Source organism: Scandinavium sp. M-37, assembly GCF_043558715.1.
Classification (GTDB): Bacteria; Pseudomonadota; Gammaproteobacteria; order Enterobacterales; family Enterobacteriaceae; genus Scandinavium; species Scandinavium vulneris_A.
Map to the genome: position 1 here is coordinate 20,249 of NZ_JBIGIN010000027.1, position 21,663 is coordinate 41,911.

Consider the following 21,663-nt stretch of genomic DNA (forward strand, 5'->3'; position numbering starts at 1 on the left):
TGGTATTCGCCCGGTTTTTTTACGCCTGAAAAAGACTACTGATGACGCTGGCGTAAATTCTCAATCACGGTCGTCAAATCCAGCTCCTGATCCTGCAGCAGTACCAGCAGGTGGTACATCAGATCAGAGGCTTCATTGGTCAGCTCATGCCGGTCGTTCACCGTGGCGGCCAGCGCGGTTTCTACGCCTTCTTCACCCACTTTTTGGGCGATACGTTTAGTACCGCTGGCGTAGAGTTTGGCGGTATAAGAGCTGGCCGGGTCGGCGGTCTTACGCTCGGCCAGCAGCTGCTCCAGCTGATACAGGAACAGCCATTGGTGTGCGGTATCGCCAAAGCAGCTGGAGGTGCCTTTATGGCAGGTCGGGCCAATCGGGTTCACCAGCACCAGCAGGGTGTCGTTGTCGCAATCCGGGGTGATGCTGACCACGTTGAGGAAATGACCGGAAGTTTCACCTTTGGTCCACAAGCGCTGTTTGGTGCGCGAGTAGAAGGTCACTTTGCCGCTTTTTTCCGTGGCGGTCAGGGCTTCCTGATTCATATAGCCCAGCATCAGCACCTCACCGGATACCGCGTGCTGTACGATGGCGGGCATCAGTCCGTCGGTTTTTTCCCAGTCCAGTTGTTCGGTTAACATACCCTGATCTCCACGCCCTGCAGTGCCAGGTACGCTTTTAGTTCGCCAATATTAATGATTTGCTTGTGGAATACCGATGCCGCCAGCGCGCCATCGACGTCTGCATCGCGGAAGGCTTCGAGGAAATGTTCCATCGTGCCCGCGCCACCGGAGGCAATCAGCGGAACGTGGCAGACATTGCGCACTTTTTTCAGCTGTTCGAGGTCATAGCCGTTACGCACCCCGTCCTGGTTCATCATATTCAGAACGATTTCACCGGCCCCACGCTTTTGCACTTCCTGCACCCAGTCGAGGGTTTCCCACTGCGTAACCCGGGTACGGCTTTCGTCACCGGTGTATTGATTCACGTGATACTTCCCGGTTTCTGCGTCAAACCAGGTGTCGATGCCCACCACGATGCACTGCACGCCAAAGCGATCGGCCAGGCGGGTGATCAGCTCCGGATCGGCAAGCGCCGGGGAGTTTACCGATATTTTATCTGCGCCAAACGACAGAATTTTTGCCGCGTCGTCCACGGTTTTAATCCCGCCGGCCACGCAGAAAGGAATGTCGATGACTTCCGCCACGCGCGACACCCAGCTTTTGTCGACCACACGGCCATCGCTGGAGGCGGTGATGTCATAGAATACCAGTTCGTCTGCGCCTTCTTCGGCATAGCGTTTTGCCAGCGGGACAATATCACCGATGATTTCGTGATTGCGGAATTGCACGCCTTTCACGACCTGACCATCACGCACGTCCAGACAAGGAATTATCCGTTTTGCCAGCATTGGATGGCCTCCGTTACGTTAAATTTACCTTCCAGTAAGGCTCGTCCGACAATCACGCCACGCACGCCGCTTCCGCGCAGGGCGGCAATATCATCGAGGCTGCCGATGCCGCCAGAAGACTGAAACGCGACCTGTGGATAACGGGCACAAACCTCTTCGTATAATGAAACGTTAGACCCGGCGAGGGTGCCGTCGCGGGAAATGTCGGTGCACAGCACGTGCTTCAGGCCGACGGGCAGATAGGTTTCCACCAGTTCTTCCAGCGTGACGCCCGAGTTTTCCTGCCAGCCGCTGACCGCGACGTGTTTAGTGCCCTGGCTATCAATCCGCACGTCCAACGCCAGCACCAGTTTTTCTGCACCGAAACGTTCAAACCAGCCTTTCACAACATCTGGCGATTTTACCGCCGTCGAGCCGATAACCACTCGCGCCACGCCCGCGTCCAGCAGGGCAGAGACGTCAGCTTCAGTCCGAATACCGCCGCCAACCTGCACCGGAACATTCACCCCCGCCACGAGGTGTTTAATCAGGGGGATCTGGCGTTGAGCCGGGTCTTTCGCGCCCGTCAGATCGACCAAATGCAGTATCTGCGCGCCCTGCGCCTCATAATCCTGCAAACGCGGCAGCGGGTCATTACCGTAATCCCGCTGCTGGCCGTAATCACCCTGATGGAGGCGAACCACGGTGCCATCAATTAAATCTAAAGCTGGAATGATCATTACATCTCCAGGAAGTTTTTCAGCAACTGCGCGCCTGCGGCGCCAGAGCGCTCAGGGTGAAACTGCACGCCGAAGAAATTGTCTTTCTGTACCGCCGCGGTAAAGGGTTCGCCGTAATTACACTGGGCGACGGTCCATTGATTGACCGGCATCGCATAGCTGTGGACGAAATAGAAGTACGACCCCTCTTCAATGCCGCGAAACAAGCGATCGCCCGCTTTCGGGTAAACGCGATTCCAGCCCATGTGCGGCAGCGGCAGGCCGAAATCGGTCATCTTCGGCACGTCCTGATCGATAATGCCCAGCAGGTCGATACCGTTTGACTCTTCGCTGCGGCGACCCAGGATTTGCATCCCGAGGCAAATACCCAGCACCGGCTGGGTACAGGCTTTAATGAGATCAACCAGCTCGCGCTCGCGAATCTGGTCCATCGCGGCCTGAGCGGTGCCGACGCCTGGCAAGAACAGTTTGTCAGCACGCAGCACGATATCTGGGTCGCGGCTGACTACCGGCTCGTAACCGTGGCGGCTGATGGCCGATTTCACCGAATTCAGGTTGGCGCAGCCGGTATCAAGGATAACGACGTTCATCACAACACTCCTTTCGAGGAGGGAAGGGTGTCGCCTTCCACCCGAATGGCCTGACGCAGCGTGCGGCCAAAGGCTTTGAACAGGCTTTCCACGCGGTGGTGGTCGTTCTTACCTTTGGTTTTCAGGTGCAGCGTGACGCCCATGGTGTACGAGAGCGAGCGGAAGAAGTGCTCGATCATCTCGGTGCTCAGGTCGCCCACGCGCTGATAGGTAAACTCGGCGCGGTATTCCAGGTGTGGTCGGCCCGAGATATCCAGCGCACAGCGGGCCAGACATTCATCCATCGGCAACACGAAGCCAAAACGGTTGATGCCACGTTTATCGCCCAGCGCCAGCTTCAGCGCCTCGCCGAGTGCCAGACCGGTGTCTTCCACGGTGTGGTGATCGTCGATGTAGAGGTCGCCTTTAACGGTGATCTCCATGCGGAAGCCGCCGTGGGTGGCAATTTGATCCAGCATGTGGTCGAAGAAACCGACCCCGGTATTAATTTTGCTGCCGCCTTCGCGGTCGAGCCAGACTTTAACGTCAATCTGCGTTTCGCGGGTGTTGCGCTCGACGTGCGCATAGCGGTCACGCTGGGTGAGTTGCTCGGTGATTTTCAGCCAGTTCAGGTCATCGCGGCTGTAACGCAGGCCAACGATACCCATGTTTTGCGCCAGCGTTACGTCAGTAGCGCGGTCGCCAATCACATAGCTGTTCGCTACGTCCATCACACCATCATTCAGCCACGCAGCCACCATTTGGGTTTTCGGCTTGCGGCATTCGCAGTTGTCGGTTTCGAAGTGTGGGCAAATCAGCACATCGTCAAACTGCACGCCCTGAGAGCGGAACACCTGCATCATCAGGTTATGCGGGCCATCAAAATCTGCCTGCGGGAAGCTGTCGGTGCCCAGTCCGTCCTGATTGGTGATCATCACCAGCTTATAGCCTGCTTTTTGCAGCTTCAGCAGCGAAGGGATGACCTCTGCTTCAAACGCCAGTTTGTCGAACCTGTCGACCTGGAAATCACTCGGCGGCTCGCTGATCAGGGTGCCGTCACGATCGATAAAGAGGAACTTCTGGGTCATACTTTCTCCGCACGAAGGGCGTCAATGACGCGCTGGCTCTCGTCGCGGGTGCCGATAGTGATACGCAGGCAGCCGCTTAAAGAAGGTTGTTTATTTTGGTCACGTAAGATAATGCCCTGATCCCACAACGATTTGAAGACCGCACTTGAGGCCGTAATGCGTGCCAGGATGTAGTTGGTTTCAGAATCGAAGACCTGTTCCACGCAAGGGATCTCCCGCAGCTGGGTCACCAGGTACTGACGTTCGGCGAGGATTTGCGCCACGCGCTCGCGCATCGCATTGATTCCCTGCGGGCTTAACGCCTGGGCGGCGATATCCGCAACCGGGGTCGACAGTGGGTAGGGGGCAATCACTTTCATCAGCAGGGCAATGACGTCTTCATTGGCCAGCGTAAAGCCGCAGCGCAGTCCGGCCAGGGCGAACGCTTTAGAGAGCGTGCGCAGCACCACTAAGTGCGGATAGTCGGCAAGCCAGGTGCTCAGCGTCGCCTGCGGGCAAAACTCTATATAGGCTTCATCGGCCACCACCAGCGCTTTGTCACGGGTCATTTCCAGCAGGACGCGCAGGTCCTGCGGATTGATAATCTGCCCGGTTGGGTTATTCGGGCTGCACACGTACACCACTTTAACGCCATCGAGTTTGTCGGCGATGGCCTGCAAATCCAGCTGCCAGTTTTCCAGGGCGGGCACCGTGCGATACTCCACGCCGAAGGTTTCGGCGCTGACGCTGTACATGCCATAGGTCGGCGGGCAGAACAGAATGGCATCTTTACCCGGCTCGCAAAACGCGCGGATCAGCAGTTCGATGCCTTCATCCGCCCCACGGCTGACCAGAACCTGTTCCGGCTTCACACCCGCGTACTGCGCATAGTTGTCGATGACCGCTTTCGGCTGACACTCCGGATAGCGGTTGAGCGTTTGCTGGGAAAGGTCGAACGTGACCGCCGTCGGAAATTCGTTGGCATTCAGCCAGACATCGCCTTTACCGCCGAGTCGACGGGCAGACTGGTACGGCGTGAGGTCGCGAACATTTTTACGGGCTAACTCTTCAATGCTCATTTCATCTCCTTGAGTGCGGCCACACGTAAGGTAACGGCGTTTTTGTGGGCGGTCAGGCGCTCGGCGGCGGCCAGGGTTTCAATGGTTGAGGCCAGGGCGGCAAAACCGTCCTGCGACAGTTCCTGCACGGTCATGCGTTTCTGAAAATCCGCCAGACCGAGGCTGGAACAGGTGGCGGTGTAGCCGTAGGTCGGCAGCACGTGGTTGGTGCCTGACGCGTAGTCGCCTGCAGATTCCGGGGACCAGTCGCCTAAAAATACCGAGCCCGCGCTGGTGATGCTGTCGACCAAAGCGCGCGCATCGCGGGTTTGAATGATCAGGTGTTCCGGCCCGTACTGGTTAGAGATTTCCACGCACTGCGCTAAATCGCGGGCAACAATCAGACGGCTGGCAGCCAGTGCCTGACGCGCGGTTTCTGCCCGGGGGAGTTCGGCAAGTTGACGCTCAACGGCTTTGGCGACGCGACCGGCCATGTCAGCATCCGGGGTGAGCAAAATGACCTGAGAGTCAGGGCCGTGCTCTGCCTGGGATAACAAATCAGACGCCACGAAATCAGGTGTCGCACCGCTGTCGGCGATCACCAGCACTTCGGAAGGACCGGCAGGCATATCAATCGCCGCCCCGTCCAGACGCTGGCTGACCTGGCGCTTGGCTTCGGTCACGAACGCATTGCCAGGGCCAAAAATTTTGTCGACTTTCGGCACGGATTCGGTGCCCAGCGCCAGCGCAGCAATGGCCTGCGCACCGCCGACGTTAAAGATATCCTGCACGCCGCACAGTTTCGCCGCATACAGAATTTCATCGGCAATCGGCGGCGGCGAGCACAGCACCACTTTTTGACAACCGGCGATACGCGCCGGAGTCGCGAGCATTAATACGGTAGAAAACAGCGGCGCAGAGCCGCCGGGAATATACAGCCCGACGGAGGCAATCGGGCGCGTGACCTGCTGGCAGCGTACGCCCGGCAGCGTTTCTACATCGACCGGTTGCAGTTTTTGCGCCACGTGGAAGGTCTCGACGTTTTTCACCGCGACGGCCATTGCCTGCTTCAGCTCATCGCTCAGGCGAGAACCTGCGGCCTCAATCTCCTCGGCGCTGACCTTCAGCCCTGCGACCTCGGTTTTGTCGAACTTTGCGCTGTACTCACGCAGCGCGGTATCGCCTCTGGCCTTGACGTTGTCGAGGATCTCCGTCACGGTGCGGCTGATGCTTTCCGAGGCGGAAATCGCCGGGCGCATCAGCAAATCGCGCTGTTGCTCGGGGCTGATGCTGTTCCAGTCGATGACAGTATTAAAGCTCATGGTCGGTTACTCCATCATCTTCTCAATAGGCAGTACCAGAATGGAGCTGGCCCCAAGCGCTTTCAGTTTTTCCATCGTTTCCCAGAACAGAGTTTCGCTGCTGACCATGTGCATCGCGACGCGCTGCTGATCGCCTGCCAGAGGCAGAATCGTTGGGCGTTCAGCTCCTGGCAGCAGGGCAATCACTTCCTCCAGACGCTCGGTTGGGGCGTGCATCATGATGTATTTCGATTCACGTGCCTGAATCACGCCCTGAATACGGGTCAGGAGTTTGTCGATCAGTTGCTGTTTGGCTTCCGGCATTTCGCCGTCGCGCTGAATAAGACAGGCTTTGGAGCGATAAATCACTTCCACTTCACGCAGGCCGTTGGCTTCAAGCGTTGCGCCGGTCGAGACCAAATCGCAAATCGCATCGGCCAGACCGGCACGCGGGGCGACTTCAACGGAGCCGTTCAGCAGGCAGGATTTGAACGAAATGCCTTTCTGGTCGAGGTAGCGCTTGAGCAGGTGTGGATACGAGGTGGCGATGCGTTTGCCGTCGAGAGCTGCCGGGCCGTCCCAGGATTCATCTGCGGAGGTGGCCAGGGATAAGCGGCAGCCGCCGAAGTCCAGACGACGCAGTGTGAAATAGCGCGGATCATCGCCCTGGGCGCGGCGGCTGAGTAACTCTTCTTCCAGTACGTTTTCACCGATGATGCCGAGGTCGACCACGCCATCCATCACTAGGCCCGGGATATCGTCGTCACGCACGCGCAGAATGTCGATCGGCATATTTTCTGCCAGCGCAATCAGGCGCTGGGTGTGCAGATTGATTTTTATGCCGCAGCGGGCCAGTAATTCGCGTGAATCATCGCTCAAGCGCCCAGATTTCTGCATAGCTATGCGTAAACGGTTGTTGTCTAACATTCTCTTATCCTCGTAGTCCTGTCTGAATCACTGAAACTCGCGCCCAAAAAAAAAGCCCCCGGAAGTGTGAATCTTCCGGGGGCTCTCTCTTGCGTTCTGCACCACTGGAAGATCTAACTGTCTTCCAGCACACATCGCCTGAAAGACTAGTCAGGGTGATGGTGATGATGGTGGTTTTTAAATTGAACGCAGTTCATAATTTTCTCGTTGAATGCTTATGCATTTGATACCTTTTAACCTAAACCAGTTCAACGCCGGAAAGCAAGGGCTTTTTTACAACTTTAATTCATTTCATATTCATCAGATAAATTGTCAGTTGGCCAGGGCTGGCGTAGCCTTATTAAAGGAACGCGAATGAGTCAGGAGAGCACAGATGAAAAAGGTCGCAATCGTCGGTTTAGGTTGGCTGGGTATGCCGCTGGCCCTGTCGTTAACGGCGCGAGGCTGGCAGGTGTCCGGCAGCAAAACTACCGAAGATGGAATTGAAGCTGCAAAAATGTGCGGAATTGACAGCTATATATTGCGCCTTGATCCGCAGTTGGTCTGTGATACGGACGATCTCGACGCGCTGATGAACGTTGACGCATTGGTGATAACGCTTCCAGCCCGACGCAGCGGGCCGGGGGAAGAGTTCTACTTGCAGGCGGTTCAGGAAATAGTCGATACCGCCCTGGCGTACCACATCCCTCGCATCGTCTTCACCAGTTCGACCTCGGTGTATGGTAAAGGGGAAGGGACCCTTAAAGAAACCGCGCCGCGTGAACCGATAACGTCGAGCGGCCGGGTGCTGAAAGAGCTTGAAGACTGGCTGCATAATCTGCCAGGTACGTCGGTCGATATTGTGCGCCTCGCCGGTCTGGTTGGCCCAGGGCGTCATCCGGGGCGCTTCTTTGCCGGGAAATCGGCCCCGGACGGGCAGCAGGGCGTTAACCTCGTGCATCTGGAAGACGTCGTTTCCGCGATAACGCTATTGCTGCAGGCACCGAAGGGCGGTCACATCTATAATCTCTGTGCGCCGGGCCATCCTTCACGATCGACTTTTTATCCGCAGATGGCGCGTGAGCTTGGGCTCGAGCCGCCTGTGTTCAGCGATAGCGCTGAGAAGGGACGGATAATTGATGGTAACCGCATCTGTTCTGAACTGGGTTTTGAGTATCAGTATCCCGATCCGCTGGTGATGCCGCTGGAGTAAACGGCCTGCGGTGACATCGCGTACCCTCTGGGGGCGAAGATGAAACCATTGCTGGAAGTTCTCATCATTCTTGATGCGCTCGATAAAGAAGGGAGCTTTGCTGCAGCATCGGCAAAGCTCTTTAAGACCCCGTCGGCGCTGAGTTACACCGTTCATAAGCTGGAAAGCGATCTCAATATTCAACTGCTTGACCGCAGCGGACACCGGGCGAAATTTACCCGTACCGGACAGATGCTGCTGGAGAAAGGGCGGGAAGTGCTGCACACGGTGCGCGAGCTGGAGAAGCAGGCCATCAAACTGCATGAAGGCTGGGAGAACGATCTGGTGATTGGCGTCGACGACACCTTTCCCTTTTCCTTACTTGCCCCGTTAATTGAACAGTTCTACGAACGGCACAGCGTCACACGACTTAAATTTATCAATGGCGTACTCGGCGGTTCCTGGGATGCTCTGGTACAGGGACGGGCAGATATTGTGATCGGTGCCCTGCACGACCCGCCCCCGCTCAGCGATTTTGGCTTTGCCCCGCTCGGCAAGCTGGAGCAGATTTTTGTCGTCGCCCCGCATCATCCGTTAGCCGGTGAAGCCGAACCGCTGAGCCGTAAAACCATCCGACAGCATCGTGCCATCGTGGTGGGCGATGGTACAACCCCGGACTGTCCGGCCTTCCAGCAGTTGCTGGATGATCAGGAAGCGATCACCGTTTTTGATTTCAAAACCAAGCTGGAGCTACAAATTACCGGCATCGGCTGTGGTTATTTACCCCGTTATCTGGCGCAGCGTTTTATCGACACCGGTGCGCTGGTGGAAAAACAGGTAGCGGCTCACGTTGCGTTTGATGCGGTGTGGATTGGCTGGAACGAACAGACGGCGGGGCTGGCCAGTGCCTGGTGGCGAGAGGCTGTTTTAGCAAATAGTGCTATCGCGGCCGTGTACCAGCGCGGCAGTGATGAATAATCAGGCAGTTGTGCGCAAGAATTTATTGCTGGACTTCTCATTCTCTTGTTTTTGTCAGGAGATGGGGGCAAAATACGCGCCAGAAAAAAAGGAGTAACCGACGCAATTTTAAAAGGCGTCGGTTATTTTTTTGTTTTCGAAACACTCATTCAAACAAGAGGCCGGGCTTCGTACCGGATAGATACTTACTTAAAAATCGACAGTTGTTGTCGCTGAGGATCCACACAAATGGGGCAATTTTTTGCTTACGCGACGGTTTTCACCGTAAAGGGGAATAGCCATGTCGCATAACGTTACTCCAAACACCTCTCGCGTGGAACTACGTAAGTCTCTTACGTTGATTCCGGTTGTTATGATGGGTCTTGCCTATATGCAGCCTATGACGCTGTTCGATACTTTCGGTATCGTATCTGGACTGACCGATGGTCACGTCCCGACAGCCTATGCATTCGCTCTGATAGCCATCCTGTTTACTGCATTAAGTTACGGTAAGCTGGTTCGCCGCTATCCGTCAGCGGGTTCAGCCTATACCTATGCCCAGAAATCCATTAGCCCGACGGTTGGCTTTATGGTGGGTTGGTCTTCGCTGCTTGATTATCTGTTTATGCCGATGATCAACATCCTGCTGGCAAAAATTTACTTTGAAGCGCTGGTGCCATCGGTACCGTCGTGGATATTTGTTGTCGGGTTGGTGGCCTTTATGACCATCTCGAACCTGCGCAGCATCAAAACCGTGGCTAACTTCAACACCCTGATTGTGGTGCTGCAGATGGGTATCGTTGCCGTTATCGTCGGCATGATCATCTGGGGCGTCTACAACGGTACGGGTGCAGGTACGCTGACCAGCAGTCGTCCGTTCTGGTCTGATGGCGCGCATATCACGCCGATGATCACCGGTGCGACGATTCTGTGCTTCTCGTTCCTGGGCTTTGATGGGATCTCTTCTCTGTCTGAAGAAACCAAAGATGCTGAACGCGTTATCCCGAAAGCTATTTTCCTGACGGCGCTGATTGGCGGGATGGTATTTATTGTTGCTTCTTACTTCCTGCAACTGTACTTCCCGGACATCTCTCGCTTTAAGGATCCAGATGCGTCACAGCCTGAAATCATGCTGTACGTTGCGGGTAAAACCTTCCAGTGGGGCGTGCTGATTTTCTCCAGCGTGACCGTACTGGCATCCGGTATGGCCGCACACGCAGGCGTATCTCGTCTGATGTATGTCATGGGCCGTGATGGCGTGTTCCCGAAAAGCTTCTTCGGTTACGTTCATCCGAAATGGCGTACTCCGGCATGGAACGTGCTGCTGGTGGGTGCGATTGCGCTGCTGGCGATTAAATTCGACCTGGTAACGGCAACGGCGTTGATTAACTTCGGTGCGCTGGTGGCTTTCACCTTCGTTAACCTGTCGGTCATCTCCCAGTTCTGGATCCGCGAAAAGCGTAACAAGACGCTGAAAGACCACTTCAATTACCTGGTATTGCCGGTATGTGGTGCGTTGACCGTCGGTGCGCTGTGGATCAACCTGGAAGAAAGCTCAATGGTACTGGGCCTGATTTGGGGCGCGATTGGCCTGATTTACCTGGCCTGTGTCACCCGTAGCTTCCGCAACCCGGTTCCGCAGTACGAAGACGTCGCGTAAGTCATAGCGATAAAAAAAACCGGAGACATGAACTGTCTCCGGTTTTTTTATACCTGACGTTTAGCCTTAGACTATCTCTTGCGCATACTGATACAGCGCTTTCAGCAGAGCCAGCTTTTCACTATTCCCTTCATACTGCGCGTAAAGCGCTTGCAGCTCGTCGGCGTAGGCTTGCAGATATTCCGGGGTAAACACATTGCGACGATGCTCTAACCAGCGCTGCTGCTCCGTTTCGTCCAACGTGCCGGGGAAGTTACGCGCCCGATAGTTAAACAGCAGCTTCTCGACGCGCGCGTCGGCAAAGGTCAAATCCAGGGCAGGCAGGTTGCGCGGCTCGGTTTCCAGCAGGATTTTCATCGCCGTGCGGTCTGCATCGCTAAAGAAGCCGTTGTACAACTGAGTATCAATGTTGTCAGAGGGTACGAACGGTTCCGCTTCGGCGAAAATGGCGACCACTTTGTCGCGAACCTGCGGGTTATCGCGCAGCACTTTCAGATTATCAAGACACTGCTGGCGATTGATACCCAAGCGGTCCGCATCTTCCGGGCGCAGGGTATTGGCCTGGGCCAGAATAGGGCATTTGTTCAGATGCACCAGCTTCACCGGCACGGCCGCCAGCTCGCCGAGATCGGCTTTCGGGGTGTACAAACGCCCGCGTAATTCATCCGCGTTCAACTCGAGGAGGGGCGAGATGTCTCCCGCCAGATCGACCATAATCACCGCATTGCGGTTATCCGGGTGCCAGGCAAGCGGGGCTACCCAACTGGTGTTGCCGCGCCAGGCGCCGAACATGCCGGAGATATGCACCAGCGGTTTCATCTGCGGCACATCAATCAGCGTCGCCAGTTTGTTCTTGCCACGGTAGGTGTAGAGATACTCAAACAGCCGCGGCTGACGCGTTTTAACCAGCTTCGCCATCGCGATAGTGGCGTACACGTCGGCCATCGCGTCGTGGGCGTTGCTGTGTTCAATCCCGTTGGCTTTGGTCAGGTGTTCGAGCCGGAAGCTTGGCAAACCGTCGTCGTTCTCTGGCCAGTTAATCCCTTCCGGGCGCAGCGCGTAGCAGGCGCGCATTACATCGAGCAGATCCCAGCGTGAGTTATTGTTCTGCCAGCTCCAGGCATACGGGTCGTAGAAGTTGCGATAAAAGATATTGCGCGTGACTTCATCATCGAAACGGACGTTGTTATAGCCCACCACGCAGGTTTTCGGCACGGTAAACAGGTCATGAATACGACGGGCAAAAGCCGCTTCGTTATCGCCTTTTGCCAGCGCTTCCTGCGGGGTTATCCCGGTTATCATTACTGCCTGAGGCTGGGGCAGATAATCGTCAGCGGGCTTGCAGTAGAACACCTCGGGTTCGCCGATGATGTTGAAATCAGCGTCGGTGCGAATGGCTGCGAACTGTGCTGGCCTGTCCAGCTGCGGGCTGGTGCCGAAGGTTTCATAATCGTGAAACAGGAATCCGGCTTGCGGTTGCGTTTCTTGCATGGTCTGTCTGTTACCCGTGAGCGCGTTAGCCGGTTATGGTAAACGATTTGCCTATTCATCAGAAGCGGAGAGGGGCATTCTCGCGGCGTCGCTCGCAGGAAATGTCATATTTTCTTGCAATTAAACGCTGTCACGAAGGCGCAACTGCCGTAAAAAGAACGGGAATTTGAGAACGTTGAGGACTTGCTGTTGAAAGGCCGTATTTTTATTACTGTTTCTTTGCTCGCATCGAGCATTTCCTGCGCAGTTGCCGCAGATTATATTCCCGCACCGGTCCAACCTCCCGCTATCCAGGCTGCTGCCTGGGTGCTGATGGATTTCACCACAGGCCAGGTTCTGACTGCCGGTAATGAACACCAGCAGCGTAATCCCGCCAGCCTCACTAAGTTGATGACCGGGTATGTCGTGGACCGCGCTATCGACAGCCACCGTATTTCACCCGATGACATCGTCACCGTCGGACGCGATGCCTGGGCCAAAGGCAATCCAGTGTTTGACGGCTCATCGCTGATGTTTCTGAAAGCAGGCGATCGGGTGAGCGTCCACGATTTGAGCCGTGGCCTGATTGTCGATTCCGGGAACGATGCCTGCGTGGCGCTGGCTGACTACGTCGCGGGCGGCCAGCCGCAGTTCGTCAACATGATGAATGATTACGTGGAGAAGCTGGGCCTGAAAGATACCCACTTCGAAACTGTGCACGGTCTTGATGCGCCAGGACAGCACAGTTCAGCGTACGACCTGGCGGTTCTGTCCCGGGCTATCATCCACGGTGAGCCAGACTTCTATCATATGTACAGCGAAAAGAGTCTGACGTGGAACGGCATCACGCAGTACAACCGTAACGGTCTTCTGTGGGATAAAACGTTGAATGTCGACGGGCTGAAAACCGGGCATACCGCCAGCGCGGGCTTTAACCTGATAGCCTCTGCTGTCGACGGGAAACGGCGTCTGATAGCGGTAGTCATGGGGGCGCAAAGCTCGAAAGGTCGTGAAGATCAGGCGCGAAAGCTGCTGCAGTGGGGCCAACAGAACTTTGATACGGTGCAAATCCTCCATAAAGGGAAAAAGGTGGGTTCGGAGCGGATCTGGTACGGCTCTCAAGAGCACATCGATCTTGGCACCGATCAGGACTTCTGGCTGGCGCTGCCAAAGGCGGAAGTGCCACACATCAAAGCCAAATACGTTATGGATAAGAAAGAGCTTGAGGCACCGATTGCTGCCCATCAGCGCGTGGGTGAAATTGAGCTTTACGATGGCGATAAGATTGTCGCCCACTGGCCGCTGGTGACGCTGGAAAGCGTCGGCAAAGGCGGCATGTTCTCCCGTTTTAGCGACTGGATGCACCACAAATCCTGACGGTATCGGCCAGACACAGCGCCCTCTTCGGAGGGCGTTTTACTTTTCCGTTCTGTGAAACATCGCACATACTCAATCGGGGCTGTTTGCTAAGTTTTGTATGTATATTTATCCAGTAAACGTGTTAGCGGAGGCAATATGGATTACAGCATCAAGCAGGAAAATCGGCGTGTGGTGGCAGGATTTCACATGGTAGGCCCTTGGGAAAAGACCGTTAAACAGGGTTTTGAACAATTAGCGATGTGGGTCAACGGGCAGAAGATCCCGGCCAGAGAGTGGGTGGCGGTCTATTACGACAATCCCGACCAGGTGCCAGCGGAAAAACTGCGCTGCGACACGGTCGTCACCGTCGATGAAGGTTTTACGCCACCGGTCAACAGCGAAGGGGTGATTGTGACAGAAATCGCGGCTGGGCTGTACGCGAAAGCTCTGGCTCGCGTCGTTGGGAACGACTTCGCTACGCCGTGGTATCAATTCTTCAATAGCGTGTTGCAGGATAACGAGCATGAGCTTGACGAGAAGCCGTGCTTCGAGCTTTACCTCAATGACGGTAACAAAGATGGGCACTGGGATATCGAGATGTATGTGCCTGTTAAAAAACGCGCATTTTAAGGTTAAATAACCTGGTGAATGAAAGGTTATTTGCGCAGGCGTGATGCCAGCGGCAGAAAAACAGATACAATTGTGTTTTCAGTCCTAGCGGAGAGCTGGTGTGCGCGCCGATAAATCGTTAAGCCCTTTCGAAATCCGTTTATACCGTCACTACCGTGTGGTTCACGGCGTGCGTATTGCCCTGGCCTTTGTGCTGACGTTCCTGCTGGTGCGCCTTTTTGATGTGCCAGAAGGGACGTGGCCTCTGATTACTATCGTTGTCATCATGGGCCCAATCTCCTTCTGGGGGAATGTGGTCCCGCGCGCTTTCGAGCGTATCGGTGGCACCATATTTGGCTCCGCGCTGGGTCTTGTGGCGCTAAAACTGGAATTGCTATCGTTGCCGCTGATGATGGTATGGTGCGCGGCAGCGATGTTCCTCTGCGGCTGGCTGGCGCTGGGGAAGAGACCCTATCAGGCTTTACTGATTGGCATTACCCTTGCGGTGGTGGTCGGCGCACCCGCAGGTGATATGCATATCGCCCTGTGGCGAAGCGGGGATGTGGTCATTGGCTCGCTGCTGGCAATGCTGTTTACCGGGATTTGGCCGCAACGGGCGTTCATCCACTGGCGCATCCAGATGGCGAACTATGTCACTGAGTTTAACCGCCTGTATCAAACCGGGTTCTCTCCCAATTTGCTGGAGCGTCCGCGACTCGAACGCCGTTTGCAGAAAATCCTGACCGACGTGGTCAAAATGCGTGGCTTAATCACGCCAGCCAGCAAAGAGACGCATATCCAGAAATCCATATTCGAAGGCATCCAGACGGTCAACCGCAATCTGGTGTGTATGCTGGAACTGCAGATCAACGCCTATTGGGCCTCTCGCACCAGTCATTACGTGATGCTTAACGCGCATACCCTGCGCGATATGCAGACCATGACGCAGCAGACGTTGCTGACCATCGCCCACGCGTTGTATGAAGGCAACCCGCAGCCCATCCTTGCTAACAACGAAAAGCTTAACGAGATAGTGACGGAATTGCGCCAGCTGATGCGCGAGCATCAGGACGAAAATCTGGCTGAAACCTCGATGCATGGCTATGTATGGTTAAGTATGGAACTGGCACGACAGCTGGAACTTTTGTCGCATCTGATCTGCCGGGCGTTGCGCAAATAACATCCATATGATCAGGGTTTACCCTGTGCTTGTTTCGATTCAGCTGCGTTTAGGGTTATGATGAACCCAGAGCAAAAACCATTGTCATTCACGGCCGCCAGCAGTTATGTTTACCCTTAGCGGCTGTTTTACGAATCCGAATCTCAATTATCAGGGGTGTAAAAATGGAAACAACCAAACCTTCGTTCCAGGACGTTCTGGAGTTTGTTCGTCTGTTCCGTCGTAAAAACAAACTGCAGCGCGAAATTCAGGACGTTGAGAAAAAGGTCCGTGACAACCAGAAGCGTGTGCTGCTGCTTGATAACCTCAGCGACTACATCAAACCAGGCATGAGCGTTGAAGCCATTCAGGGCATCATCGCCAGCATGAAAACCGACTATGAAGATCGCGTTGACGACTACATCATCAAAAATGCTGAGCTGTCGAAAGAACGTCGCGAGATCTCTAAAAAGCTGAAAGTGATGGGCGAATTGAAAACGGCAGAACCGAAAGCCGAGTAAGTTTGCACCTCGCAGTGAGCTGAATGTGAAACCCCGCCGACGCGGGGTTTTTTTATGGCTGAGACAAGGCCATTACCCCCGTGTCAGCCCGGTAACGTAAGGAAGATTGCGCTCCCGATGTGGAGCGCTATAGTAATCGTAGTGCCATCACGTCTGATAATAGGGAAATTATGATCCGTTCGCTTTTGCTTGCCCTGGTGCTCACTGCCGTGACCCACAGCGCTTTAGCGGTGAGTTATCCGCTGCCGCCTGAAGGGAGCCGTCTTATCGGTGCACCGATTACCGTTACCGTGCCGGAGGGGAATACCCAGCCGCTGGAGTATTTTGCTGCGCAGTACGGGCAGGGGTTCAGCAATATGCTGGAGGCTAATCCCGGTGTCGATCCGTTCCTGCCCAAAGTCGGAACGCCGTTGACCATTCCGCAGCAGCTGATCCTGCCGGATACGGTCCGCGAGGGCATTGTAATTAACGTCGCCGAAATGCGGCTGTATTACTACCCGGCAGGGGGGAATACGGTGGAGGTGTTACCGATTGGCATTGGTCAGGCCGGGCGTGAAACGCCGCGTAATTGGGTGACGAAAGTGGAGCGTAAGCAAGAAGCGCCAGCCTGGACCCCAACGGCGAATACCCGGCGTGAATATGCCAAAGAGGGGAAAACCTTGCCTGCGTTCGTGCCGCCGGGTGAGGATAATCCGATGGGGCTATACGCCATTTATATCGGCAGGCTGTACGCTATTCACGGCACCAATGCCAACTTTGGTATCGGTCTGCGCGTGAGTCAGGGATGTATTCGCTTGCGCAAAGACGATATCAAATATCTGTTTGATAACGTCCCGGTGGGAACGCGCGTTCAGCTTATCGATCAACCGGTGAAAACCACCCTGGAGCCAGATGGACGGCGTTGGCTGGAAGTGCATGAGCCACTGTCCCGAAACCGGGCCGAGTTTGAATCTGACAGGAAAGTTCCGCTGCCGATGACCGCGGCATTGCACGCAGCCACTCAGGGGGCCGACGTGGATGCCAGCGTAGTCAGCGCCGCGTTAACCCGCCGTTCCGGGATGCCGGTGATGATTGGTGGGGGGCTGACAAAGGTCGGGCAGTTCTGAATAACCGCTAAGATGAGAAAGCAAGAAGCCTGCTCAGTTTCCTGAGCAGGCTTCTTAAATATGGCTCCTCTGACTGGACTCGAACCAGTGACATACGGATTAACAGTCCGCCGTTCTACCGACTGAACTACAGAGGAATCGGTTGGAGGCTTATCTTAGCGGCGAAAAAATTTTTGTCAAACCTCAATTGAGACCTTTCGTCGCGACTGTCGGTTATGTCAACAATTTGTTGTATTTCCCCACAATTTAAACGCAAATCAACGTTGCAGGTTTGGCATTTCTCCCTCATCATTTAAAACGAGGTTTCAACTTTCTCTCTAAGGTACCCTTTGAACGTCTCTGCCGCAGTAAGCCAGGCCGTCACTCGCACAACCTGGTATAAAAACCGCAAAACCTACCGTGTTCTGTTCTGGCGTGAAATCACCCCGCTTGCCGTACCTATCTTTCTGGAAAACACCTGCGTTCTGTTGATGGGCGTGCTCAGCACCTTTTTGGTGAGCTGGCTCGGGGCGGATGCGATGGCCGGGGTCGGGCTGGCAGACAGCTTTAACATGGTTATCATGGCGTTTTTCGCCGCTATCGATCTCGGGACTACCGTGGTGGTGGCCTTCAGTCTCGGCAAACGCAATCGAAAACAGGCCCGGGCGGCGGCCCGTCAGTCTTTGGTTATCATGACCTTGTTCTCGATTATTCTCGCGGTGGTCATTCATCTGTTTGGTCGGGAGATTATCGAAGTGGTGGCCGGGGCCGCCTCACCGCATGTTAAAGAACTGGCGCTGACCTATCTTGAGCTGACCGTGCTGAGCTATCCGGCGGCGGCGATTGCGCTGATTGGCAGCGGGGCGCTGCGCGGGGCGGGGAATACTAAAATTCCGTTGCTGATTAATGGCGGGATGAACATCCTCAACATTATTATCAGTAGCATCCTGATTTACGGGGCTTTTTCCTGGCAGGGCATGGGCTTTGTTGGCGCGGGGCTGGGCCTGACGATTTCGCGTTACATTGGCGCGGTGGCGATCGTTGCGGTGCTGGCGGTCGGCTTTAACCCGGCGCTGCGTATTCCGCTCAAGAGTTATATCAAGCCGCTTAACTTCGCCATTATCTGGGAAGTGATGGGCATCGGCATTCCTGCCAGTATCGAATCGGTCCTGTTTAACAGTGGGAAACTGCTGACCCAAATGTTCGTCGCCGGAATGGGCACCGATGTGATTGCCGGTAACTTTATTGCCTTCTCGGTGGCCTCACTGATCAACCTGCCGGGCAACGCCCTGGGATCGGCCTCGACCATTATTACCGGTAAGCGTCTGGGCAAAGGTCAGATTGGGCAGGCTGAAAAACAGCTGCGACATGTTTTCTGGCTTTCGACGATTGTGCTCACCGCCATCGCCTGGGGCACCGCACCGTTCGCCGGGCTATTCGCCTCCTTCTATACCCACGAGGCAGATGTTAAAGAGGTGGTGAAACACCTGCTGTGGCTTAACGCCGCCTTTATGCCTATCTGGGCCGCGTCGTGGGTCTTACCGGCGGGGCTGAAAGGCGCACGCGACGCCCGTTTCGCGATGTGGGTGTCGATGTTCAGCATGTGGGGCGCCCGCGTGGTTGCCGGTTACTTCCTTGGCATTGTGCTGGGCTGGGGCGTGGTCGGCGTGTGGTTGGGGATGTTCCTCGACTGGGCGGTGCGCGGCGTGGCCTTCTATTGGCGCATGGTCAGCGGCCGCTGGCTGTGGAAATACCCGCGGGTGAAAAGCACATAAAAAAACGCACAGGGGTAACCGCTGTGCGTCGGGCGAGTTACATCATTATTGCTCAAAAGAATTCGAGCAAATTTATACCCCAAGGCGATCGCGAAGACTGTAGTAGGCCGCCCCCATGGCGGTAAACGGAATGCGCAGCGTCCGGCCACCCGGGAACGGGTAGTGCGGCAGATTGGCAAAGGCATCGAAGCGTTCGGCATCTCCGCGCAGCAGTTCGGAAATCAGACGGCCTGCCAGATGGGTACAGGTCACACCGTGGCCGCTGTAGCCCTGCATGTAGTAAATGTTGTTATCCAGACGGCCAAACTGCGGCATACGGGACAACGTCAGCAGGAAGTTGCCGGTCCAGCTGTAATCAATCTTAACGCCCTTTAGTTGCGGGAAGGTTTTCAGCAGGTTAGGCATCACCAGACGCTCAATATCCGCTGGATCGCGCGCGCCGTACACCACACCGCCGCCGTACAGCAGGCGGTTATCGCCGGTCAGACGGTAATAATCCAGCAGATAGTTACAATCTTCCACGCAGTAATTTTTCGGGATCAGCGAGCGGGCGACATCTTCCCCCAACGGTTCAGTGGTTAACACCTGGGTCCCGCAGGGCATACTGCGTTTTGCCAGTTCCGGCTCGAGCTTATCGCCGAGATAGGCGTTACCCGCCACAATGACATACCGCGCCGTAACCTGGCCTTTCGCGGTGCTGACTACCGCCGGGCTGGAATGCTGAATCTTCGTCACTGGCGACTGCTCATACACACGCCCCCCGTTCAGGCGAATCGCATTGGCCTCGCCAATTGCCAGATTCAGCGGATGAATGTGGCCGCCGCTGTGATCGAGCAGGGCGCCGACGTAGCGATCGCTGTTCACTTCGCGCTTCAGTTCGTTGGCATCGAGCAGTTCAAGCTGGGTATTGCCGTAACGTTCCCAGTTGGCTTTCTGCTCTTCCAGCGTTTCCAGCTGTTTGTGATTCATCGCCACGAACAGGCCGCCCGGACGATAATCGCAGTCAATCTGATAACGCTTGATGCGCTCGCGAATAATGTTTCCGCCTTCAAACATCATGCTGCCGAGCATTTTGGCTGCATCCGGGCCGTAGGTGCGTTCAATCACGTCGATGTCGCGGCTGTAGGAGTTAACCAACTGACCGCCGTTACGGCCGCTGGCCCCAAAGCCAATTCGGGCGGACTCCAGCAGCACCACGTCATAACCCATTTCCGAAAGATGCAGTGCCGAAGAAAGCCCGGTGTAGCCGCCGCCAACGATACACACGTCACAGGTGACGGATTCGGTCAGCGTCGGAAACGGTTCATACTGATTGGCGCTTGCGGCGTAATAGCTGGTGGTATGTTCAGTCATGATTAAGGCTCCAGGGCTATCCAGATAGTTTTCAATTCACTAAATTTTTCCAGGGCGTGCAGGGACTTATCGCGTCCATTGCCGCTCTGCTTATACCCGCCAAACGGCACGGTCATGTCGCCATCGTTATAGTTGTTAACGAACACGGACCCGGCTTTCAGACGACGGCTCATGCGGTGCGCGCGGGACAGGTCGCTGGTCCACACGGCGGCCCCGAGGCCATAATCGCTGTCGTTGGCCAGCTCCAGCGCCTGCGCTTCGTTTTTAAAGCGGGTGACGACCAGCACCGGGCCGAAGATTTCATCCCGGCCCACGCGGGCATTCGGGGCGGTATCGACAAAAATGGTCGGGCCGATGGCCGCCGGGTGCTTGCCCTCACGGCCATCCAACGCCAGCGTGCCCTGGGTTTCGCCATCGCGAATAAAACTGTGCACTGTGTCGGCATGGGCGTTATCAATTAGCGTGCCCATCGTGGTTTTCGGGTCGAGCGGGTTGCCCGGCAGCCAGTTTTTGGCCTGGGCTTTCAGCAGTTCAATAAAGGTGTCTGCGATGCTCTCTTCCAGCAGCAAACGGGTTCCGGCGATACACACCTGGCCCTGGTTGTAGAAAATACCGGCGGCGGTGGTGGCTGCCGCTTTCTCGAGATCGGGACAGTCGGCGAACACGATGTTGGCGCTCTTGCCACCGGCTTCCAGCCACACGCGTTTCATGTTGCTGTCGCCCGCGTCCTTCAGCAGTTGTTTACCGGTGCGGGTTGAACCGGTGAAGGTAATCACGTCCACGTCAGGATGCTGTGACAGCGCCTGACCCGCTTCATCTCCAAAACCGCTGATGACGTTAAACACGCCGTCCGGCAGCCCGGCGTCTTTCGCAAGCTGTGCCAGACGAAGGGCGGTTAACGGGGATTTTTCGGAGGGCTTGAGCACAACGCTGTTGCCCGCGGCGAGGGCCGGGCCGAGCTTCCAGCACGCCAGCAGCAGCGGGAAGTTCCACGGCACCACGGCGGCTACCACGCCAATCGGTTCCCGGACAATCAGCGCCAGGTCGTTCACGCCGGTAGTGGCGACTTCGCCATACACCTTATCAATCGCTTCGGCATACCAGCGAATAGCGCGGGCCGCGCCGGGAATATCATCACGCAGGCTATGGCGGATAGGCTTGCCGGTATCGAGTGTCTCCAGCAGCGCCAGCTCCTCGTGATGCTGTTCCATTAAATCCGCCAGCTTAGTCAGCACCGCTTTGCGTTTAGCAGGCGATGCCTGTGACCAGTCTCCGCGTTCAAACACCTCACGAGCACCGCGCACGGCGAGGTCGACATCGGCTTTTTTACCGCGAGCCACCTGCGCCAGCGGACGCTGTCCGGCCGGGTCAATAATTTCAAAGGTGCTGTTATCCTGCGCCTGGCAATATTCGCCGTTAATAAATAAACGGGTTTCAGGCGAGACATTTTTCGCTTTTTCCTGCCAGTAATTCAGATGCTGAAAGTCCATGATGACTC

General features: G+C 55.7%; 22 protein-coding genes, 1 tRNA gene, 1 pseudogene and 1 other annotated feature. Of the genes and pseudogenes, 11 read left to right on the forward strand and 13 right to left on the reverse strand.

What is annotated here, in order from left to right; genetic code table 11:
- Window positions 1-35 precede the first annotated feature (35 nt).
- The 9 genes from hisIE to hisL all read right to left on the reverse strand — a co-directional run bounded on the left by hisIE (window position 36) and on the right by hisL (window position 7,243).
- Window positions 36-635 carry a bifunctional phosphoribosyl-AMP cyclohydrolase/phosphoribosyl-ATP diphosphatase HisIE gene (hisIE, locus tag ACG0Z5_RS17735; protein ID WP_394449808.1) on the reverse strand — a complete coding sequence of 200 codons (600 nt, stop codon included), beginning with the start codon at window positions 633-635 and terminating at the stop codon, window positions 36-38.
- A complete protein-coding gene (gene hisF, locus ACG0Z5_RS17740) occupies window positions 629-1,405 on the reverse strand; it encodes an imidazole glycerol phosphate synthase subunit HisF (RefSeq protein WP_394449809.1) in 777 nt (258 codons plus the stop codon). The genes hisIE and hisF overlap by 7 nt, the downstream gene beginning before the upstream one ends.
- Window positions 1,387-2,124 (reverse strand): 1-(5-phosphoribosyl)-5-[(5-phosphoribosylamino)methylideneamino]imidazole-4-carboxamide isomerase, encoded by a 738-nt coding sequence (gene hisA / locus ACG0Z5_RS17745; RefSeq protein WP_394449810.1) that lies wholly within the window; start codon window positions 2,122-2,124, stop codon window positions 1,387-1,389. Before hisA ends, hisF begins: the two co-directional genes overlap by 19 nt.
- Entirely contained in the window at window positions 2,124-2,714 is a 591-nt protein-coding gene (gene hisH, locus ACG0Z5_RS17750; RefSeq protein ID WP_394449811.1) for an imidazole glycerol phosphate synthase subunit HisH, read from the reverse strand. Before hisH ends, hisA begins: the two co-directional genes overlap by 1 nt.
- A complete protein-coding gene (gene hisB / locus ACG0Z5_RS17755) occupies window positions 2,714-3,781 on the reverse strand; it encodes a bifunctional histidinol-phosphatase/imidazoleglycerol-phosphate dehydratase HisB (protein WP_394449813.1) in 1,068 nt (355 codons plus the stop codon). The genes hisH and hisB overlap by 1 nt, the downstream gene beginning before the upstream one ends.
- Window positions 3,778-4,839, reverse strand: coding sequence for a histidinol-phosphate transaminase (gene hisC / locus ACG0Z5_RS17760; RefSeq protein WP_394449815.1), 1,062 nt, complete (start codon window positions 4,837-4,839; stop codon window positions 3,778-3,780). Before hisC ends, hisB begins: the two co-directional genes overlap by 4 nt.
- The gene (hisD, locus tag ACG0Z5_RS17765; RefSeq protein WP_394449817.1) at window positions 4,836-6,140 is read right to left on the reverse strand and encodes a histidinol dehydrogenase; all 1,305 of its coding nucleotides are present in this window, start codon (window positions 6,138-6,140) and stop codon (window positions 4,836-4,838) included. The genes hisC and hisD overlap by 4 nt, the downstream gene beginning before the upstream one ends.
- Before the next feature lie 6 nt (window positions 6,141-6,146).
- On the reverse strand, window positions 6,147-7,046 hold the full coding sequence (hisG, locus tag ACG0Z5_RS17770; protein WP_394449818.1) for an ATP phosphoribosyltransferase: 900 nt from the start codon (window positions 7,044-7,046) through the stop codon (window positions 6,147-6,149).
- 46 nt (window positions 7,047-7,092) lie between these two features.
- Window positions 7,093-7,217, reverse strand: a sequence feature (His leader region).
- The gene (gene hisL / locus ACG0Z5_RS17775) at window positions 7,193-7,243 is read right to left on the reverse strand and encodes a his operon leader peptide (protein WP_159775649.1); all 51 of its coding nucleotides are present in this window, start codon (window positions 7,241-7,243) and stop codon (window positions 7,193-7,195) included. Its footprint overlaps the feature before it by 25 nt.
- A 176-nt stretch (window positions 7,244-7,419) precedes the next feature.
- Between hisL and ACG0Z5_RS17780 the strand changes: the two genes are divergently transcribed.
- From ACG0Z5_RS17780 to ACG0Z5_RS17795, 4 genes and pseudogenes are all read left to right on the forward strand, one after another.
- Window positions 7,420-8,238: an SDR family oxidoreductase gene (locus tag ACG0Z5_RS17780; protein ID WP_394449820.1), complete on the forward strand. Its 819-nt coding sequence runs from the start codon at window positions 7,420-7,422 to the stop codon at window positions 8,236-8,238.
- Between the two features lie 39 nt (window positions 8,239-8,277).
- Window positions 8,278-9,292 (forward strand): annotated as a pseudogene (locus ACG0Z5_RS17785) (LysR substrate-binding domain-containing protein).
- A gap of 131 nt (window positions 9,293-9,423) precedes the next feature.
- Window positions 9,424-9,486 (forward strand): membrane protein YoeI, encoded by a 63-nt coding sequence (gene yoeI / locus ACG0Z5_RS17790; RefSeq protein WP_319627934.1) that lies wholly within the window; start codon window positions 9,424-9,426, stop codon window positions 9,484-9,486.
- A complete protein-coding gene (locus tag ACG0Z5_RS17795; protein ID WP_394449822.1) occupies window positions 9,476-10,834 on the forward strand; it encodes an APC family permease in 1,359 nt (452 codons plus the stop codon). Before yoeI ends, ACG0Z5_RS17795 begins: the two co-directional genes overlap by 11 nt.
- A gap of 66 nt (window positions 10,835-10,900) precedes the next feature.
- On the opposite strand, the gene sbcB is transcribed toward ACG0Z5_RS17795, so the two are convergent.
- Window positions 10,901-12,325 (reverse strand): exodeoxyribonuclease I, encoded by a 1,425-nt coding sequence (sbcB, locus tag ACG0Z5_RS17800; protein WP_394449824.1) that lies wholly within the window; start codon window positions 12,323-12,325, stop codon window positions 10,901-10,903.
- 183 nt (window positions 12,326-12,508) lie between these two features.
- Here sbcB and dacD point away from each other — a divergent pair, with 183 nt between their 5' ends.
- From dacD to ldtA, 5 genes are all read left to right on the forward strand, one after another.
- A complete protein-coding gene (gene dacD / locus ACG0Z5_RS17805) occupies window positions 12,509-13,681 on the forward strand; it encodes a serine-type D-Ala-D-Ala carboxypeptidase DacD (RefSeq protein ID WP_394449826.1) in 1,173 nt (390 codons plus the stop codon).
- Window positions 13,682-13,819: 138 nt separating this feature from the next.
- Window positions 13,820-14,293, forward strand: a complete 474-nt coding sequence (sbmC, locus tag ACG0Z5_RS17810; protein ID WP_394449828.1) for a DNA gyrase inhibitor SbmC — start codon at window positions 13,820-13,822, stop codon at window positions 14,291-14,293.
- Between the two features lie 100 nt (window positions 14,294-14,393).
- Window positions 14,394-15,452, forward strand: a complete 1,059-nt coding sequence (locus ACG0Z5_RS17815) for an FUSC family protein (protein WP_394449830.1) — start codon at window positions 14,394-14,396, stop codon at window positions 15,450-15,452.
- Between the two features lie 164 nt (window positions 15,453-15,616).
- Window positions 15,617-15,952, forward strand: coding sequence for a DUF496 family protein (locus ACG0Z5_RS17820; RefSeq protein WP_097161971.1), 336 nt, complete (start codon window positions 15,617-15,619; stop codon window positions 15,950-15,952).
- Between the two features lie 170 nt (window positions 15,953-16,122).
- The gene (gene ldtA, locus ACG0Z5_RS17825; RefSeq protein WP_394449832.1) at window positions 16,123-17,058 is read left to right on the forward strand and encodes a L,D-transpeptidase; all 936 of its coding nucleotides are present in this window, start codon (window positions 16,123-16,125) and stop codon (window positions 17,056-17,058) included.
- A gap of 61 nt (window positions 17,059-17,119) precedes the next feature.
- Here ldtA and ACG0Z5_RS17830 read toward each other — a convergent pair.
- A tRNA-Asn gene (locus ACG0Z5_RS17830) sits at window positions 17,120-17,195 on the reverse strand.
- Between the two features lie 50 nt (window positions 17,196-17,245).
- Between ACG0Z5_RS17830 and ACG0Z5_RS17835 the strand changes: the two genes are divergently transcribed.
- Both ACG0Z5_RS17835 and ACG0Z5_RS17840 read left to right on the forward strand, forming a co-directional pair.
- Window positions 17,246-17,308, forward strand: a complete 63-nt coding sequence (locus ACG0Z5_RS17835) for a hypothetical protein (RefSeq protein WP_394449864.1) — start codon at window positions 17,246-17,248, stop codon at window positions 17,306-17,308.
- 79 nt (window positions 17,309-17,387) lie between these two features.
- A complete protein-coding gene (locus tag ACG0Z5_RS17840) occupies window positions 17,388-18,812 on the forward strand; it encodes an EmmdR/YeeO family multidrug/toxin efflux MATE transporter (protein WP_394449834.1) in 1,425 nt (474 codons plus the stop codon).
- 72 nt (window positions 18,813-18,884) lie between these two features.
- On the opposite strand, the gene ACG0Z5_RS17845 is transcribed toward ACG0Z5_RS17840, so the two are convergent.
- Window positions 18,885-20,165, reverse strand: a complete 1,281-nt coding sequence (locus tag ACG0Z5_RS17845; RefSeq protein ID WP_394449836.1) for an NAD(P)/FAD-dependent oxidoreductase — start codon at window positions 20,163-20,165, stop codon at window positions 18,885-18,887.
- A 2-nt stretch (window positions 20,166-20,167) separates the two neighbouring features.
- The gene (puuC, locus tag ACG0Z5_RS17850) at window positions 20,168-21,655 is read right to left on the reverse strand and encodes an aldehyde dehydrogenase PuuC (protein WP_394449838.1); all 1,488 of its coding nucleotides are present in this window, start codon (window positions 21,653-21,655) and stop codon (window positions 20,168-20,170) included.
- Window positions 21,656-21,663: the final 8 nt, after the last annotated feature.

Coding starts and splice junctions, on each gene's coding strand:
- ACG0Z5_RS17795 (WP_394449822.1), top strand. CDS start 9,476: ATGTCGCATAACGTTACTCCAAACACCTCTCGCGTGGAACTACGTAAG.
- hisG (WP_394449818.1), bottom strand. CDS start 7,046: ATGTTAGACAACAACCGTTTACGCATAGCTATGCAGAAATCTGGGCGC.
- hisA (WP_394449810.1), bottom strand. CDS start 2,124: ATGATCATTCCAGCTTTAGATTTAATTGATGGCACCGTGGTTCGCCTC.
- ACG0Z5_RS17845 (WP_394449836.1), bottom strand. CDS start 20,165: ATGACTGAACATACCACCAGCTATTACGCCGCAAGCGCCAATCAGTAT.
- sbmC (WP_394449828.1), top strand. CDS start 13,820: ATGGATTACAGCATCAAGCAGGAAAATCGGCGTGTGGTGGCAGGATTT.
- ldtA (WP_394449832.1), top strand. CDS start 16,123: ATGATCCGTTCGCTTTTGCTTGCCCTGGTGCTCACTGCCGTGACCCAC.
- hisF (WP_394449809.1), bottom strand. CDS start 1,405: ATGCTGGCAAAACGGATAATTCCTTGTCTGGACGTGCGTGATGGTCAG.
- ACG0Z5_RS17780 (WP_394449820.1), top strand. CDS start 7,420: ATGAAAAAGGTCGCAATCGTCGGTTTAGGTTGGCTGGGTATGCCGCTG.
- hisH (WP_394449811.1), bottom strand. CDS start 2,714: ATGAACGTCGTTATCCTTGATACCGGCTGCGCCAACCTGAATTCGGTG.
- hisD (WP_394449817.1), bottom strand. CDS start 6,140: ATGAGCTTTAATACTGTCATCGACTGGAACAGCATCAGCCCCGAGCAA.
- ACG0Z5_RS17820 (WP_097161971.1), top strand. CDS start 15,617: ATGGAAACAACCAAACCTTCGTTCCAGGACGTTCTGGAGTTTGTTCGT.
- hisB (WP_394449813.1), bottom strand. CDS start 3,781: ATGACCCAGAAGTTCCTCTTTATCGATCGTGACGGCACCCTGATCAGC.
- hisIE (WP_394449808.1), bottom strand. CDS start 635: ATGTTAACCGAACAACTGGACTGGGAAAAAACCGACGGACTGATGCCC.
- puuC (WP_394449838.1), bottom strand. CDS start 21,655: ATGGACTTTCAGCATCTGAATTACTGGCAGGAAAAAGCGAAAAATGTC.
- sbcB (WP_394449824.1), bottom strand. CDS start 12,325: ATGCAAGAAACGCAACCGCAAGCCGGATTCCTGTTTCACGATTATGAA.
- hisC (WP_394449815.1), bottom strand. CDS start 4,839: ATGAGCATTGAAGAGTTAGCCCGTAAAAATGTTCGCGACCTCACGCCG.